Origin of the sequence: Scytonema sp. PRP1, assembly GCF_036697665.2 — a bacterium.
GTDB classification, from domain to species: domain Bacteria; phylum Cyanobacteriota; class Cyanobacteriia; order Cyanobacteriales; family Nostocaceae; genus Kalymmatonema; species Kalymmatonema gypsitolerans.
On record NZ_JBAHYJ020000084.1, the window covers coordinates 344,009 to 360,010 of the forward strand.

Annotated in this window: 16 protein-coding genes; 9 read left to right on the forward strand and 7 right to left on the reverse strand. The window is 41.0% G+C overall.

Going from position 1 to position 16,002, the window contains the following annotated elements; translation table 11 throughout:
• Nucleotides 1-189: 189 nt before the first annotated feature.
• The 4 genes from psb27 to V5G28_RS20870 all read right to left on the reverse strand — a co-directional run bounded on the left by psb27 (nt 190) and on the right by V5G28_RS20870 (nt 5,393).
• The gene (gene psb27 / locus V5G28_RS20855; RefSeq protein WP_096567480.1) at nt 190-588 is read right to left on the reverse strand and encodes a photosystem II protein Psb27; all 399 of its coding nucleotides are present in this window, start codon (nt 586-588) and stop codon (nt 190-192) included.
• 724 nt (nt 589-1,312) lie between these two features.
• Complete coding sequence (cofH, locus tag V5G28_RS20860; RefSeq protein ID WP_332988071.1) at nt 1,313-2,455, reverse strand: 7,8-didemethyl-8-hydroxy-5-deazariboflavin synthase subunit CofH; 1,143 nt, start codon at nt 2,453-2,455, stop codon at nt 1,313-1,315.
• A 46-nt stretch (nt 2,456-2,501) separates the two neighbouring features.
• The gene (locus tag V5G28_RS20865; RefSeq protein ID WP_332988072.1) at nt 2,502-3,755 is read right to left on the reverse strand and encodes a glycosyltransferase 87 family protein; all 1,254 of its coding nucleotides are present in this window, start codon (nt 3,753-3,755) and stop codon (nt 2,502-2,504) included.
• Nucleotides 3,756-3,791: 36 nt separating this feature from the next.
• Nucleotides 3,792-5,393 (reverse strand): glycosyltransferase family 39 protein, encoded by a 1,602-nt coding sequence (locus V5G28_RS20870; RefSeq protein ID WP_332988073.1) that lies wholly within the window; start codon nt 5,391-5,393, stop codon nt 3,792-3,794.
• Between the two features lie 486 nt (nt 5,394-5,879).
• Here V5G28_RS20870 and V5G28_RS20875 point away from each other — a divergent pair, with 486 nt between their 5' ends.
• From V5G28_RS20875 to V5G28_RS20900, 6 genes are all read left to right on the forward strand, one after another.
• The gene (locus tag V5G28_RS20875) at nt 5,880-6,104 is read left to right on the forward strand and encodes a hypothetical protein (protein ID WP_332988074.1); all 225 of its coding nucleotides are present in this window, start codon (nt 5,880-5,882) and stop codon (nt 6,102-6,104) included.
• Between the two features lie 70 nt (nt 6,105-6,174).
• On the forward strand, nt 6,175-6,534 hold the full coding sequence (locus tag V5G28_RS20880) for a hypothetical protein (protein WP_332988076.1): 360 nt from the start codon (nt 6,175-6,177) through the stop codon (nt 6,532-6,534).
• A gap of 46 nt (nt 6,535-6,580) precedes the next feature.
• The gene (locus V5G28_RS20885) at nt 6,581-7,030 is read left to right on the forward strand and encodes a hypothetical protein (RefSeq protein ID WP_336231277.1); all 450 of its coding nucleotides are present in this window, start codon (nt 6,581-6,583) and stop codon (nt 7,028-7,030) included.
• A complete protein-coding gene (locus V5G28_RS20890; protein ID WP_332988078.1) occupies nt 6,984-7,550 on the forward strand; it encodes a hypothetical protein in 567 nt (188 codons plus the stop codon). The genes V5G28_RS20885 and V5G28_RS20890 overlap by 47 nt, the downstream gene beginning before the upstream one ends.
• A gap of 304 nt (nt 7,551-7,854) precedes the next feature.
• Nucleotides 7,855-9,105 carry a glycosyltransferase gene (locus V5G28_RS20895; RefSeq protein ID WP_332988079.1) on the forward strand — a complete coding sequence of 417 codons (1,251 nt, stop codon included), beginning with the start codon at nt 7,855-7,857 and terminating at the stop codon, nt 9,103-9,105.
• Between the two features lie 61 nt (nt 9,106-9,166).
• The gene (locus V5G28_RS20900) at nt 9,167-10,957 is read left to right on the forward strand and encodes a glycosyltransferase family 39 protein (protein ID WP_332988080.1); all 1,791 of its coding nucleotides are present in this window, start codon (nt 9,167-9,169) and stop codon (nt 10,955-10,957) included.
• A 65-nt stretch (nt 10,958-11,022) separates the two neighbouring features.
• Here the strand turns inward: V5G28_RS20900 and V5G28_RS20905 are convergent, their stop codons facing one another.
• Nucleotides 11,023-12,201, reverse strand: coding sequence for an RNA-guided endonuclease InsQ/TnpB family protein (locus V5G28_RS20905; protein ID WP_332988081.1), 1,179 nt, complete (start codon nt 12,199-12,201; stop codon nt 11,023-11,025).
• Nucleotides 12,202-12,260: 59 nt separating this feature from the next.
• Here V5G28_RS20905 and V5G28_RS20910 point away from each other — a divergent pair, with 59 nt between their 5' ends.
• On the forward strand, nt 12,261-12,452 hold the full coding sequence (locus tag V5G28_RS20910; RefSeq protein WP_332988082.1) for a hypothetical protein: 192 nt from the start codon (nt 12,261-12,263) through the stop codon (nt 12,450-12,452).
• Between the two features lie 80 nt (nt 12,453-12,532).
• Here the strand turns inward: V5G28_RS20910 and V5G28_RS20915 are convergent, their stop codons facing one another.
• Entirely contained in the window at nt 12,533-13,138 is a 606-nt protein-coding gene (locus V5G28_RS20915; RefSeq protein WP_096567495.1) for a DUF3318 domain-containing protein, read from the reverse strand.
• A gap of 172 nt (nt 13,139-13,310) precedes the next feature.
• On the opposite strand from V5G28_RS20915, the gene V5G28_RS20920 reads away from it, so the two are divergent.
• On the forward strand, nt 13,311-13,562 hold the full coding sequence (locus V5G28_RS20920; RefSeq protein ID WP_332988083.1) for a hypothetical protein: 252 nt from the start codon (nt 13,311-13,313) through the stop codon (nt 13,560-13,562).
• 521 nt (nt 13,563-14,083) lie between these two features.
• Nucleotides 14,084-15,100, forward strand: a complete 1,017-nt coding sequence (locus tag V5G28_RS20925; RefSeq protein WP_096567499.1) for a ribose-phosphate pyrophosphokinase — start codon at nt 14,084-14,086, stop codon at nt 15,098-15,100.
• A 98-nt stretch (nt 15,101-15,198) separates the two neighbouring features.
• Here V5G28_RS20925 and V5G28_RS20930 read toward each other — a convergent pair whose 3' ends face one another.
• Nucleotides 15,199-15,915, reverse strand: a complete 717-nt coding sequence (locus V5G28_RS20930) for an SDR family oxidoreductase (RefSeq protein WP_332988084.1) — start codon at nt 15,913-15,915, stop codon at nt 15,199-15,201.
• Between the last annotated feature and the right edge of the window lie 87 nt (nt 15,916-16,002).

Consider the following 16,002-nt stretch of genomic DNA (forward strand, 5'->3'; position numbering starts at 1 on the left):
TTGTGGTATCCATAAGCTTTTATTAGCTTTTATTTAATAGGGTAAGAAAACCGCATCCCGCAGGTGGAGTGCGTCTGACTTTTTTGACTTGATGATGTCACAAAAACATTGCTGAGTCTAGAGTTAAAGCTCAACAGTCAAAACTTTGGACTCAAGACTTTGACTCTAGACTGTGCGTAGCAGTGATATTTAAGCACCACGCTTTAACGCTGCTTCTACCTGCGCAAACTCCTGCTCTAAACGGTCTTTAAGTTTTTTTGGCACAGGACGATTTGGATAAGAACTATAATGTCCCGCTAGGGAGTTAAGAGCAGTTCGCATGGTTGTGAAGGAAGCTAGACCAAAAAGAGAGCTATCCCGCTGGTAGCGAGCTGCAAAGTCATTGATTTTCTTACGCGCTTCTGCTTGCAATGCTGCTTTATTTGATGAATCTTCTGGTAACTCTAAAGCAGTCCTCAAAGTCGTAACTATAGCTAAGGTATCTTGACGATAATCCCCTGTTAAAGCACCTGGACTGCTGTTACAGCCCATCAAACCAATAACGACAACCAAAACCAGGGGAAGCAGACGTGACCAATAGCGCTTCATAAAACCTCGTGGGAAGTATGGAAACTCAGTGTCTTTAGACCTGAGAGGAAATACAACTCAAGCGACTTTAGTCGCCTTGTTCCATTACCGCCTTGGGGTTACTCGATTCGGTGTACTTTTGTAATGTACTTTCAATGGGACAGTTACCATTTCAAATCGTTTAACGCCAGATACCTAAGTCGGGAAACCCTCCTGCAGTACTGGCTCCCCTGTACGCATAACGGTTTTGCTTATTCGAGCCTTCCCTTTCGGGAGTAAAGTTAGCTTCTCCCAAGGGGAGACGCTCTTGCAACGACAATGTTATTGGTCGGTACTTTCCAAAAGACACTGACTTAACCCAATAAATCTGTTTAATCCTTTGGTTCTAGAGCAAGGAACTAGCACTCTCCTTGCTTGGTAGGACTTTAACTCTTGCCAATAACGTAGCACTCAAGGTACGCGCGTCTGGTCAACTATGGTCTGTAAACCTAGGCGCTTAAGCAAGCGTGTCTTCAGACCTGGGTTGTTGACAAGCATCAAGTGAAACAATACCTAAATCAATGTCCATCGTATCTTGGATTGGTATCATGGGGATCATCTTATAGGGGGACAGGGTATAAGATACAGCAGAAGTAAAGGGGACTGGGGATTGGGGATTAGGGATTGGGGTAATGGTAAGGGAGCCTCAAAATTATGTTCGGGGAAATATTGCCCCTCCCATAACCCATAACCCATAACCTATAACCTAACGTTCCACTTTTCGATATAAAGTATCACGTTGTTGGTAGGGACGTCCTAGGTTGGTGATAGCAGCCTGCAAAGTTTCGACTGACATATTGGTACCACCTTGAGCGCCTGCCATTGTCGTGATATGTTCTTCCATTAATGTGCCACCGATATCGTTACAACCCGACAATAAAGCTTCTGTTGCACCCAAAAGGCCCAGTTTTACCCAACTCGGTTGATGGTTAGGAATGCAATTTCCTAAGAAAATCCGTGCTACTGCGGTTAGTAGCAGTGCGTCTGTCAAAATAGGTTGGTCGTGTCCCACACGACGACGTAAAGGTTTGGGTGCTTCTTTGCCAACAAAGGGTAATAAAATAAACTCAGTTATACGGGCAGGATACTCCCGATGGGTGGCAGTTTGTTGGAGACTTCGTAATTTTTCCAAATGGTTTATTTGTTGTTCTGGCGTTTCAATATGCCCTGATAGCATTGTGCTAGTAGTGTGCAAACCTAGTCTATGAGCTGTACTCACAATTGAAAGCCAAGTTGCTGTGTCGATTTTTTCAGGACAAAGAATACGCCGCACTTCATCATCTAACACTTCAGCTGCTGTTCCTGGCATAGAGTCAACACCAGCATCTCGCAAAGCTATAATGACATCAGCATACTCAAGTCCATCTTGTCTTGCGATGAATTGCACTTCTTGGGGAGAAAAAGCGTGTAGATGCAGTTGGGGAAATTCCTGCTTAATAGTTTCCACAAGCTTAAGATAATAAGGCAACGATTTTCCGTTCAAGAGCGCTTGTGGGTTTAATCCTCCCTGCATACAGATTTCCGTCGCACCGCGTTGCACCCCATCTGTCGCTTTTTCCAAAATTTGCGCCCAATCTAACCAGTAAGCACCCGCCTCTCCTTCGTCTCGCCGGAAGGCGCAGAAACTACAGTGCTGTTCACAGATGTTGCTGAAGTTGATATTACGGTTAATAACGTAAGTAACAGTGTCACCCGCTTGCTGTTGACGTAGTTTGTCAGCTGTAGCGCGAATGGCGGCGAGTGCATTTTGGTCAGTTTGTTTCAACAATATCACTCCCTCTTCGGGAGACAAATCGTACCCACTTAAGGCACGGTCAAGAATAGCATCAACAGTTACAGTAGTAGACACAGTTTATCAAAAGCGAACCACATTTCTTATTCTGACAATCTTCTTGCTAATTGGCATTATTTCGCCTCAGCACAGAATTTATTGAGCTTGGCAGATAATCTAAAAATATCCAGATACTAAATCCTAAAATTAAAAAATTTCTTAAATTTAGCCATAAGATTTTAACATAATCAAGCTCGCGAAAACTACCAAATGACGCCATTATATAGGTAGTGATACAAATAGCTAGCATCAAAATAGCGTGGCGTAGTTTTAATAGCGCTGCAAAAGGAATGATCCATACTATATATTGGGGTGAAAACACTTTATTTGTAATAATAAATATTAACAAAGCAACCAGTGTGTAAGCTACTAAGTTATCCACTTTCATCAATTCACTTTTATAGCGTTCTTCTCGAAAACGGTACCAGCAACTCACTAACATGGAAATGTAGAGAATAATTAATAAGAGGGGCAATACAGCCAGTACTATATTATCTAAAGGAGAAACTATATTCCGTGAACCATAGCCAGCGATCGTTTTAAGTTCTATTAATCCCCACTTGTGTACCAAGCTAATTATTCCAGCAGGTAATGATTCAATTTGTAAACCCCGTTCTTTATGGTAATCCAAAAAGGAAAACAGCTTGTCTTTGGTAGTGATGAGAAATGGTAAAAAACTTAGAAAAACTGCACCAATAGTTCCCAACCATATATTTAGAATGGCACGGTAGGATTTATTCGTAAAAAAATAAACTGTAAAGACGGGAAGCAACACCAAAGGATAAAGTTTCGCAGCTACACCCAAGCCAAGAGAAATACCTGCTAAGGTAGGACGATTAGATAAGACAGCAACTAAAGCTACAACTGTTAATACTGTAGGAAATAAATCATATCTCCAGAGTAGAACTGGTGAAATGATTAATGTAAATAATGTGTAGAAAACTAATACTCTTATTGTTTGACGTTGAGAAGCATACACTGATACCACTCGTAGTAGGAGCAGCATATTTATTGTGCTGAATAATATGTTTTCTAACAAAAATAAAAAGGCATATATATAATAATTCTTTGCAAGCCCTAATGCTACGATTCTGGGTAGAACAAAAGGTAAGAGTGCAAATGGCGGATATTCTAAATTAAAATCTCGATAAGGTAATTTACCTTCTAGTAAGTAAAGCGAAGATCTGTAGTATATATTTAAATCATGAGTTCCCACCATCTTAAAAATAGTCAAGAGACCTACAATAAGTAGCCCTAACACTTGGATTGCTACTATCGAGAATATCTGTCTCTGAATTTTTCTTTCTTCGAGTAGCATATTTTGAGACTCTATTACTTTAAATATTTACGTCGGTTAATTTTTCTTCTTTAGCCGCCACAGTCTCCCGTTTTTGTAAACATTATCAAGAATGAATGTCTTTTCCAAGTCTGATTTAAATTTTTTAGAGGCATTATATAAAAAGACATCACTGAAGCCATCAGGAATTTGGGGTATATTGGGTTCTGTGACTAACTGCATTTGCACGTTTGATTTTAGTAGATGACTCAGAGACATGATATCTCCAATATTAAGGGAATAATTACTACTCATAAAAAGTGGTTTCATGGAGCTATTGATTATTCGAGCTATTTGGGGATTTGCGTGACTTCCTTTATTCCACCATGTCTCTGCTTGGGAACTGACTGCACAGGATAAAACTCCAGTACAAATAACTCCTACCAAAACTAATTTCCAAAATCTGCCTTTTAGCACTTTATTAGAGATAACTTGGCTTGCTAATAAGTAAGCAACAGCTAGTTGAATCCCTACATAAGAGGGAATGATGTATCGAGAGCGAAGACTCAGTTTCCCCCCAAGAATAACATCATTTAATATGAGAGCTAAAGCAGGCACTGCAGATAAGGTAAAAATAAATAGCCAAACTTGTTTTGCAGTTCGGCGATATATAAAATAAAAAGAAAATACCACTAATATGAGTAGTAAGGGAACTAGATATCGACCCCAGCGCAAACCAGGAAGATTTAAATCTGGAAAAAATGGTTCATAGCGCCAAAAATCACCAAACAAATAACTGTTATTACTTGTCCACCCTGCGACTAAAGCTGATATTGATTGTCTTTTTTGAGCGCTGCTTGTTGTCTGTTCGACTTGCGACAAGTTATTAATAAGAACTAAAATCCAAGGTACGAAAGCGAGAAAACCAGCAGTTGCTGCCAGCAAGTACGCTTTAACGAGTTTAGTAAATCGAAAGCCTTGAATAACAAATACGTAGATACCGTGAGCAAGCGTCACCAACGCAGAAAACAAGAATGTGTACAGCCCTAGTGCTACTGTGATGGCATACATCACCCAAAGCCGCTTGCTACCTAGCCGGATTGCTCGTAACAGTGTAGCACTTGCAAGTAAGATAGTCACCGTCCATAAACTGAACTGCCGTGCTTCTTGGGCATACAATACATGAAAGGGAGAAACGGCTAAAAGTGCGACAGCCATCCATCCTGTTATGGGTGATTCAAATAATTCTAGGCACAGCCAATAAATGCAAGGAAACCCAAGCAAGCTAATGATTGCTGATAGGCTTCGGGTGACTGCGATTGAATTTCCAAAAATTTGCACCCATAATCTTACAAGTACGTAATAAAGTGGAGGGTGCTGAGCATCTTCCACTGCCAAAGAGTTGATTGTGTCAATGACACCTTTTTCTGGATTAGGGTACTGATACTTTCTGACAGATTCAACACCAATGACTTGTCCGTTAAACACTTGCTGGACAAACTCGTTCTTAGTATAACCAGACATCCGTAGTCCAGTGTAAGCCTCATCGTGCCAGTAGACTTTTTGCTCAAGATTAACAAAGCGAAAAAATATCCCCAAACCTAGCAAAACAATAATGAGAACCCTAAGCCAAGTTCTTAGGTGTTTTGGGAAGAGCCGTTCTCTACTGGTTGTTTGCATTGGTAAAAAACAAAGTATCTAGCTCCGTTTATTTTCGGCTGTTTATAGCAGGTGTGTCAAAAGTACGGCTGTAATACATAGTAAATACTTATAGTATACATAGACATAGTTTGGCTAATTATAACATTTTTTTGTAATATTTCTTAAAACTTTACAAACCTGGTATCCAAGATACAGCAGCAATATTGGCGTCAGAAGTCAGAACCGGAGACGTGTCAACGAGTTAGAAGTAAAATTTGCTGGCTTATCTATCTGGCTCTTAAGTTAAAAAGGTGTAGCTCAATAAAGATGCAAATTGCTGTATGTAGTGATTTGAAATACTCTTTTCCAGACAAACGTGAATCAAATACTTGTTGCAAGCAAGAAAACTTGACACTCCCCACCCTGTTTTTTTTATTTGAATAAAATATAGTAACATTTCATCTTTTTTTCATATTTTGGGAATTGTGTAAAGAGTAAATTAAGTAATTTTTTTTCCAAATACGAGTGCTATACTTTGCTCATATTGGTGGTTGCAGTAAGAAAGTTGTTTGGAGTAACTACACTTCAAAAAGCAGGGAGCCTATAGATATTCATTTGCCAGTTGGTGCATTATCTTGTATAGAAATTAATTTGCCAATAGGTGCATTATCTAGTGAAAAAATAAATTTTGGGGTAGAAATTGCTATTACTCTAATTAGAGTAATAGGTTTTACTCTTAATTTTTTATGAAAATTTAGCGCACTTTTTGGTAATTCCTACCCGAAGGTAGGAGAAACTTTGTATTGATAACTATTTAAAGATGATCAAGCACATTTCTCATAGAATATTCATCACAGTATTTATTTTGATTGGTCTTCATGCAACCCCTGATGGACCTCAAACCAATCGCTATACTGATGCCATTCACTCATTTGTTAATTTCGGTACATTTGCTCTCCAAAAAGGATACCGTTCTCATATAGATATTTTGCTACTTAATAATAATGCTTATTCTGTCATCCCGCCTGGTATTCCAATTCTCCTGGCTCCTATTTACTTTATTCACCAAATGTTAATGAGGGTTGTTGGCATTCCAGTAGGGAGGTTTACTGGTCAATATTTAATATATTGTCGAATGTTTGCTTCATCGCTCCTCTTCTTGGAATTGTGGCAGTCATAATGTTTAAAACTTTAAATCATTTCACAAATGACTTAACAAAAAAAATATGGCTCGTTTTTATCTTTATTTTCGGTTCCTTGGTATTTTTCTTTCTACTAATGGAATTTGGGCTCATGTGTACACAATGTCATTTATTTTTATAGCTTTTTATTTGATTCTTAATCAAGCAAATAGTTTTTTAATCGGAGTTTTCTTAGGTTTGGCTCAATTTGTTGATTATATTGCTATTGTTCCAATATCTTTGCTAATTGGATTTTGGATATATTTAAAGATTAAAGATAAGCAAAAGAAAAAATTGCTTACAGACATACCTTTATTGTTTTTAGGTTACTCAATCTTTATAGCAATAATTATGTATTATCACCAAAGCATCACAGGTTCAGTATTTAAAACTCCTAACTCACTGTTTCTTTTACAGTTGAATCAAGAGAGAATCGATACAGAAAACTATGTTTTCTTTGCCTTCTTTAGAAAGAATATGGGGTTTGACATTTAGCCCATACCGAGGAATTTTTATATATTTTTCCCTGACGTTTTTGTTTTTTGCTTCTTTTGTGAAAAAGACTTTTAAGAAAAACAATGCGATACTATTTTGTTTTATCTTCTTTGCTTTTATCTTTGTGTTAAATGCTTCTTACTATGCATGGTCGGGTGATGTTTGCTTTGGTCCACGTCATTTAGTGGTCGCTACCCCGTTTATGATTCTTGCAATTGTCTACTGTCATCTGAAATATATCAAGTTATTGGGGATACTATCCATTTTTATCAATTTAGCTGGAGTCTCTACGATTCCGTCTAGTAATTTACTTATAAATCTAGGTATATTTCTTTATCGAGGACCTTTTCTCCACTGGCTAGATTACTTATACAAAGTAGTATTGCCTCAGTATTACAATGTTCGTCTCTCTTTAATGACACCCTTCTTCATATATGTAGCAACTGGTTTCCTGATTTATTTAATTTGGAAACCAAACATCAAGCAGGAAAACGTGCTGTTTAAAGATAGGGTAGCATAACTACGTACAACTTCTTTGAAAGGCGAATAGTATCAAAAATACTAAGATTTGAGAAATGCTTTTTTAAAATAGAATTGCTCAAATTAAGGATTAGAAAATAACCTGAACTAAAACTTGACATGGTCGTTATATTATGTATGGTTAATTGCCCACATATTTTTTGGTAGTAACGATTAAGATCCCTTGCGATATCAACCAAAAAGGACTAAAGCCCTCAGTACGAAATTATTCAAGGTTGTATTACCAGCCTTGATATTATTTACAAAATTAGTGAAAATCTCTTTCTCAAATAATCATTATCTAAATGAGTATCATCGAACCTAATTCCCTCTTGCCAGTACCTACTGGCGCATTACAAATTCCAGAATTGCCGAAAGCAACGATAAACGCAGATGGTCAACCTCTGTTGTCTCTGGTGATTCCAACTTACAAAGAGGCTGGAAATATCCAAAAAATCGTCTCTATATTGAACAACTTGTTAGATGAGTTTATACCAGGAAACTACGAGCTGATTGTCGTAGACGATGATAGTCCAGATGGCACTTGGAAGATTGCACAGTCTTTAATGGAAGAATATCCGCAACTGCGGGTGATGCGACGACAGCATGAAAGGGGACTATCCAGTGCAGTGATTCGTGGATGGCAAGCAGCCACAGGACGTGTTTTAGGAGTGATAGATGCTGATTTACAACATCCACCCCATGTGCTGTTGCAACTATTGCAAGCCATAGAACAAGGAGCAGATTTAGCTGTCGCCAGCCGTCATGTAGAAGGCGGTGGAGTCAGCAGCTGGAGTTTTGCCAGGCGTTTGTTGTCACGGGGTGCTCAGTTATTAGGATTGATCATCTTACCAGGGGTTCTCTCAAGAGTGTCAGACCCGATGAGTGGTTATTTTATGCTCCGTCGCGACTGTATAGTTGGACAAACGCTCAATCCCGTAGGATACAAAATTCTGCTGGAAACTATCGGGCGCGGAAACGTCGGCAAAATTGCGGAAGTTGGCTATGTGTTCAGTGAGCGCAAAGAGGGTGAAAGTAAGGTCACTTGGAAGCAATATGTTGATTACATCCATCACCTCATCCTCTTACGGGTATCTACAGGTCGGCTAAGACGATTCAGTCAAGCCAGTCAACGCGTCGGTTTCCCCATCGATCGCTTTCTCCGTTTTGGCTTGGTGGGACTATCCGGGGTATTTGTAGATATGGTAGTGCTTTACTTGCTCAGTGACCCAACGACCTTAGCTTTGCCTCTGACACGGAGCAAAATTATTGCAGGTGAAGTGGCAATTGTCAATAATTTCTTGTGGAATGATATGTGGACTTTTGCCGATGTCAGTAGCCAGCAGCGGCAATGGCGTCAGCGCTTGAAGCGGTTTTTGAAATTTAATATGATCTGTCTTGCCGGATTGGTGTTGAATGTGTTGGTGTTGAACTTGGTGTTCAATTTCGTCATTCCCAACCGCTACATTGCTAACCTGATTGCCATTGCGGTGGCTACTGTTTGGAACTTTTGGGTGAACTTGAAGCTGAGTTGGCGCGTCACACAGGTGAAATAATAGAAGGGAACAAAGAGTGAGGAGTTATGAGTTATTAGTTATAAGTGATAACTCCTAATTTATGAATTTAGTCCTTAAAACTCAAAACTCAAAACTCAAAACTCTATTACTGCTGACGGTATGGGTCTTGATCGCTATCGGCTTACGCTTAACTCACTTGAGTGCTAAACCCCCTTGGACTGACGAGTTTTCTACTCTGGTGTTTAGCCTCGGTAATAGCTTTTTGCCAGTACCGTTAGATCAGCCGATCTCTGTCGATGTCCTATTACAACCACTACAACCACAGCCGACAGCTACCATAAAAGATGTATGGAAACATCTATCCAGTGAGAGCAATCATCCGCCGCTTTACTTTTTTCTGACTCACTGGTGGATGCGCGTGTTTCCCACACATCAGGGTTTGGTGTCCTTGTGGGGAGCGCGATCGCTCGCTGCTGTTTTCGGTGCTGCATCTATTCCAGCTGTTTATGCTTTAAGCAAGCTCGCATTTCGTTCCCGTTTAGTGAGCCATTTGGCGGCTGCGATGATGGCAACATCACCCTATGGCATTTTTTTAGCACAAGAAGCCCGTCATTACACTTTAGCAATCTTGTGGGTCATTGCTTCCCTCGCTTGCTTAGTCATTGCCAGTCGCCACATCCAAAACCGTACTCAAATACCCATCTGGGTAGCCCTCTCGTGGGTGGGCATTAATGCTATGGGCATTGCTACTCACTACTTTTTCACCCTCACCCTCTGTAGCGAAGCGTTGGTTTTGCTATTTCTTGCTTGGCGACAAGGGGAGAAGAAAGAGCAGGGGGAGAAATTGCTTGCTGATCTTTCCATCTCCCACAGCCCTTGGTTGCGAATCTACGCTGTTGCTGTGGGTACATTTGTAGCGGCTTTAGTTTGGTTACCCGTGTTTTTACAGAACAGTTATGGAGGTAAGTTGACTGAATGGATTCAAGGCCCACGAACTGGAATGGCTTGGATCAACCCAATTTTTCAAGCAATAGCCGCATGGATTACAATGATTTCGTTGCTACCAGTAGAAGCCTCACACTTAGCAGTTGTGATTGCTTCTGGAATGGTAATGCTGATTTTCTTCGTTTGGGCAGTACCAATTTTAGTGCGTGGGATTAAAGTTCAGCTTAAACAACCACAAACCAGTTTGATGGTTCAGGTGTTTGTTGGTTTGGTTGTCGGGGCGATCGCTTTATTTTTTATTTTTACCTATTTTTTTGGTATTGACCTCACACGGGGGGCTCGTTATAACTTTGTCTACTTTCCCGCTGTCATAGTTCTACTTGGGGCAAGTCTAGCAGTTTGTTGGCATCATCCCATATTGGCGAAAGGCAGATGGGGAATAAATGGCAAAAAAGCTGTGGTGATAATTTGGTTAATGGGATTGGTAAGCGCTATCACTGTTGTCTGCAATCTAGGCTATCAAAAATATTACCGTCCAGACTTATTTGTACAACTCATTGAGCAAACATCCCATGTCCCTGTACTCATTTCCACAACCCAAAAAACTCATGTACACATTGGGGAAATGATGGGGATCGCCAGGGAATTCAAAATTACCGAAGTTCTGAAGCGAGGAAACTTTGGATCAGATTTGTCTCAAAATTCAATTGAAAATACAAAATATACATCACCTCTATTTCTCCTAGCACATCAAGATGAAGACCCTAGTACTTCCACCTCTGCACTGCAAAAGACATTAAAGACGCTGCCACGTCCTTTTGACTTGTGGTTAGTAAACTTTTATGCTAAAGAACCAGAGGAAGTGAAAAACTGTGTTGCAGACACAAAATCCTTACCAGCAGTCAATGGCTACGAATACAAAGTGTATCATTGTAGTTCTTATTGACACTCCCCACGGCTGTATGAATTTCGCTCCGCTCCATTCATACAAAAAGCCGGGGGATTCTTGGCTCATCGACGTTTCTTGCTTTTGCAGGTGTTGCCACCAACATTCGTAGAGGAAACATCTCCCCAAGCGTTGATTCCCGGATGCCCTCCGGTATTTTTAGCTTTAAGCAATATGTTGATAGCTGCATTCACATCTCGCTGCAAGACCGTTCCACAATGAGGACAATTGTGAGTTCTTGTAGACAAACCTTTTTTGACGGTATTCCCACAATTACTGCACTTCTGGCTTGTGTAATGAGGTGCAACAGCTACAACCTTGGTATCAAACTTCCTAGCATTGTATTCTAACCAACAACGAAAAGAAGTCCAAGCAACATCACTGATTGACTTGGCTAGGTGACGATTTCTCACCAGTCCTTTCACATTTAAGTCTTCATAGGCGACAAAGGCGTTAGCCTTGCACACGCAACGTGCCAGTCTCTTGGCATGTTCTTCACGTTGCCTACTTACTCTTAAGTGCTTCCGGGCATACCGCCATGACGCTTTTCGTCTGTTGTTCTTGCCTTTTTCTTTAGCGTAAATTCGACGTTGAGCGTGCTTGATGGCTTTTTCTGCTTTACGGAGGAACCTAGGATTTTCCTCGTGATGCCCGTTGGAATCAGAATAAAAATGTTCTAATCCGACATCTAAACCGACTTCACCATCACTTGTTCTTGACTCGCAAGTTGCATCAATTTTGATGCAGAACTGAACGTAGTAGCCATCTGCTCTACGCACAATCCGAACTCGCTTAATTAACTCAACTGGATAGGTGTTTATATTCCACTTTCCCAACAACTTGAGTTCACCAATACCTTTCTTATCAGTAAAGGTGATACGTCTTCTTGTGGGATGCAAAGCCCATCCTGATGTTTTGTACTCAACAGAACGACTGTCTTTTTTAAAACGCGGATAACCTTTTTTGCCTGGTCTATTCTTTTTGCAGTTATCGAAAAACCGTGAGATAGCACGCTCTACATTTTCTACTGATGCTTGGCAAGCATGGCTATTCAAATTCTTAACAAACTCAAACTCCGCACGTAACTGAGTGTTGTACTGGTACAGTTCTTTTTTGCCAACGCCACGGTTATCCATCCAAAATCGAAGCACCTTGTTACGTACAAACTGACTTGTAAGAATAGCTTCATTTATTGCTACTGCTTGGGACTTCTTGACGACCGCTTTGTATTCCAGTATCAACACTCTTGAATCACCTCCTTTTATTTGTTAGCGTATATCTAGTATATACGGCATATCTAAATATGGCAACTAAGAAACGATTGAGAGATGTACCAATTCTGCATGATGAAGTGAAAACAAAAAGAACTGTAGTGTTAACACCTACAGCTTGGGGAAATATTAAGATTGCAGCAAAAACTCGTGGGATAAGTGCTAGTGAGTTGATAGAAGAGTTTGGACGGGGAATAAATTCCCCAACGGGCTTATCCCCATAAATAGAATTTAGGGGCTTGCGCCCTCCAACTTTTGGTCATTAGTCATTAGTCATTGGTCATTAGTCATTAGTGATTGGTGATTAATTATCAAAGTTTTCCGGAACACGTACTGATGACAAACCAGCTATTGTTCGTAAGTTTTGGCTACGAATCAACTCAGTAAAGTCTAATCCAGAACGCTTTTCAATCTTTGCCACGGCTTCAATTGCAGATAACAGATGTTCTGCTGCTTCAGCTTCCGAGTAACCCCGTCGTTGCGCGACACGGATGGCGGCTTCATCGGCGTTTAACTCTGTTTGCTGGGAACGGTTAGTGCGCCAGATGCGAAGCATAGCCAACGTAGTTAATCCACCAGCGACAACTACACCCACTGCATCTGCTTGGGCTGATTCTACAAATCCACCCAAAAGACCGGCTAGAGCCACACCTTGATAAATGTCAGGTTTAAACCACTTGACTCCCGTCAACCAGTTCACAGTCCGTAATAGTAATAAATCGCGTTGCGGTTTCGTCAGGCGACGCCATAAATCGAAATTAATATAGATTGGTCGTTCACTGTTCCAAGGCAATGGAAATGTTGCGTCAATCACTTTTGCCTGTTCAGGTTTGCTGACGATTTTTGTCAGCATTCGACCCGAAGCAGGCATCAAATCTAGCAAACGGCGAATCTCAGCGTTTGGTTCCATCTTTAATCAGCTTAGAATCCCTACGTGTTTATAGCGGGGAGAGTCAAAAACCTTTTAATATATGCTTATGCTTAGAATACCTGGTTTATTGGCTTCAATGGCAACCACAAGTCTAACGACTTTGTATAGTCATGCATAATTGATACAAGTAATGGCATATGGCTCATAACTCATGACTATGGATGCTTTTGCTCCAACCCCACCTAAATGGACAAACACGGCAATTCATGCTTATGAATTTTGCTGTCCTAAGTGTCACTCAACTAGTTTGGAAGCTGTACAAGTCTGGATAAATCGTCGTTCGCCTGTGATGACGGAAGAGTATCGTCGCAAATGGCAGGAATTTTACCAGTGTCATTGTGCTTGTGTATGGTGGGCTTGGAGTAGCGATCGCCCTCCAACAAATCTCAAGGATCAATATTGACACTCTCCACGCTCTGTGACTTTCGCTATGATTTACCGCCGTACTCGACTTCACTTCTGCGACCCTTCACTCACCGTGTTTGATTCAAAACTGGAAATTAAGTTTAACAGTTTTTCTATTTCCACTCAAAACTAGTATTATTGAATATCCAGCTGTCCTTACTTAGGATAGCTTTTCAGTATTTATACTTACTATTCTTTCAAGATAACGGTAAGTTAAGCTGTGGATGCTTGTTCACAGCAATAAATAAGGCGGTTAAAGGGGAGCATTCTGCTGAGGATACATGCAAATTCAGTTAGATTTTTGCAATTAAAGCTAAAAAATCTAAATCATGGGTATGGTTTACAGACTTAATGTCAGTTAAGCTATCAATTGTTTGTATGTGCAAGGGCTGGAGAATTAGCAAAATGTAGTTTTGTAGAGGTATGTATAAAAATTTTATGAAAGCTTCAAAAAAGCTCACAGATATTTTTTTTAGTATTTTGGGTTAAACCTGTCAAATGTCTGGTGATAAGATTGCCATGAATGCACATCGAGGATCTGCTGTGCTGAGTTCTGCAACTTTAAAAGTGCAGCCAACTGCAACAGGACTAGCTGAAAATAATCGCCTGCGGCTGCTCTCTGGCTCTGCCAATGTACCACTGTCTCAAGAAGTCGCTCGTTACCTGGGCATGGACTTGGGACCAATGATTCGCAAACGATTTGCGGATGGAGAACTATACATTCAAATCCAGGAATCGATACGGGGCTGTGATGTTTATCTCATCCAGCCCTGTTGTCGTCCTGTGAATGACCATTTGATGGAACTGCTGATTATGATTGATGCCTGTCGGCGTGCTTCCGCACGGCAGGTAACCGCAGTCCTTCCGTATTATGGTTATGCCCGCGCTGACCGGAAAACGGCAGGAAGAGAGTCAATCACTGCCAAGCTGGTTGCAAATCTCATGACAGAAGCAGGTGCCAACCGTATTCTCGCAATGGATTTGCACTCAGCTCAGATTCAAGGCTATTTCGACATACCACTAGATCACGTCTACGGTTCTCCAGTGTTGCTTGATTATCTAGCAAGCAAACAACTGCCTGACCTTGTCGTGGTTTCCCCAGATGTCGGTGGTGTCGCACGAGCTAGGGCATTTGCGAAAAAGCTCAACGATGCGCCACTGGCGATTATCGATAAACGTCGTCAGGCTCACAACGTTGCCGAAGTGTTAAATGTCATCGGCGATGTCAAGGACAAAACAGCAGTGCTGGTGGATGACATTATAGATACTGGCGGTACCATTGCTGCGGGAGCAAAACTGCTGCGTGAGGAAGGAGCGCGTCAGGTGTATGCCTGTGCCACTCATGCAGTGTTCTCCCCGCCTGCGATTGAGCGCTTGTCAAGTGGCGTGTTTGAGGAAGTGATTGTCACAAATACGATTCCAATCGCAGAAAGCGAACGCTTTCCACAGTTGGTGGTGCTGTCAGTGGCTAATCTGCTTGGGGAAACCATCTGGCGGATTCACGAAGACAGTTCTGTAAGTAGTATGTTCCGCTAGCGAAGGCAAAACAGTCATTCCAACTACATTTGTGCATCAAGCGTAAAGGATGAAGGATGAAGGATGAAGTCTGAAAAACTTCATCCTTCATTTTTTATTTATACTGGTTCACTCGCGGGTACAGCTAGCAGCCGGGGAATTAGCATATGAGCAGGTTGTTCCAGGATAAACCGGACACAACGTGCAATATCCTCAGGCTGTAATGCTCCTCCAGAGAAGACAAAATCTTTGTTCTTTTCATCCCAGTTTTGGTATAGTCCCGTGTCCACTGTTCCTGGTTCAATACAAGCGACACCAATGCCAGTCCCAGCTAGCTCCATCCGCAGCGAATCTGTGAATGCTTCAATCGCAAACTTTGTCCCACAGTAAGCGCCTATGTTGGGAACTGTTTTCAAACCAGAAATACTGGAAGTGTGGATTAAAAAACCACTACCAGTTTGTTTGAAGTATCGCAGCGCCGTGTAAGCCATTCGGTAAACGGACTCAACGTTGATGCGTACCATATCACAGATTTTTTCGATGTCCACTTCTTCAATGGAACCGACAGTCATCACACCCGCATTACTAAAAACCACATCCAGCTGACCAAATGCTTGGATAGCTGTATCTACCAATTTTTGTGGTAAACCCGGATCTGTAATTTCACCTGGTACAGCTTTGGCATTCTTGAAACTAGACACAAGTCGTTCTAGCTTATCTTGAGAGCGGGCAGTAAGTACTAATTTCATGCCTGCTGCATCCAAATCCCTAGCGACTGCTTCGCCAATTCCTCCACTAGCTCCGGTAATAATGGCGACTTTATTCTGTAGTTCCATAAGTTTGTTACTTCAGTAAAATAATTAACTTTTACTCGCTCAGTAAGTCATGAAATACTCATGATTTGCTGCATTCGTTTGAGATTT

Excerpts from the sequence above, each read along its gene's own strand:
- V5G28_RS20920 (WP_332988083.1), top strand. The coding sequence starts at position 13,311 with ATGACTATGGATGCTTTTGCTCCAACCCCACCTAAATGGACAAACACG.
- V5G28_RS20885 (WP_336231277.1), top strand. The coding sequence starts at position 6,581 with ATGGCTCGTTTTTATCTTTATTTTCGGTTCCTTGGTATTTTTCTTTCT.
- V5G28_RS20895 (WP_332988079.1), top strand. The coding sequence starts at position 7,855 with ATGAGTATCATCGAACCTAATTCCCTCTTGCCAGTACCTACTGGCGCA.
- V5G28_RS20890 (WP_332988078.1), top strand. The coding sequence starts at position 6,984 with ATGTTTTCTTTGCCTTCTTTAGAAAGAATATGGGGTTTGACATTTAGC.
- V5G28_RS20900 (WP_332988080.1), top strand. The coding sequence starts at position 9,167 with ATGAATTTAGTCCTTAAAACTCAAAACTCAAAACTCAAAACTCTATTA.
- V5G28_RS20930 (WP_332988084.1), bottom strand. The coding sequence starts at position 15,915 with ATGGAACTACAGAATAAAGTCGCCATTATTACCGGAGCTAGTGGAGGA.
- psb27 (WP_096567480.1), bottom strand. The coding sequence starts at position 588 with ATGAAGCGCTATTGGTCACGTCTGCTTCCCCTGGTTTTGGTTGTCGTT.
- V5G28_RS20865 (WP_332988072.1), bottom strand. The coding sequence starts at position 3,755 with ATGCTACTCGAAGAAAGAAAAATTCAGAGACAGATATTCTCGATAGTA.
- V5G28_RS20870 (WP_332988073.1), bottom strand. The coding sequence starts at position 5,393 with ATGCAAACAACCAGTAGAGAACGGCTCTTCCCAAAACACCTAAGAACT.
- V5G28_RS20880 (WP_332988076.1), top strand. The coding sequence starts at position 6,175 with ATGATCAAGCACATTTCTCATAGAATATTCATCACAGTATTTATTTTG.
- V5G28_RS20910 (WP_332988082.1), top strand. The coding sequence starts at position 12,261 with ATGGCAACTAAGAAACGATTGAGAGATGTACCAATTCTGCATGATGAA.
- V5G28_RS20915 (WP_096567495.1), bottom strand. The coding sequence starts at position 13,138 with ATGGAACCAAACGCTGAGATTCGCCGTTTGCTAGATTTGATGCCTGCT.
- V5G28_RS20925 (WP_096567499.1), top strand. The coding sequence starts at position 14,084 with ATGAATGCACATCGAGGATCTGCTGTGCTGAGTTCTGCAACTTTAAAA.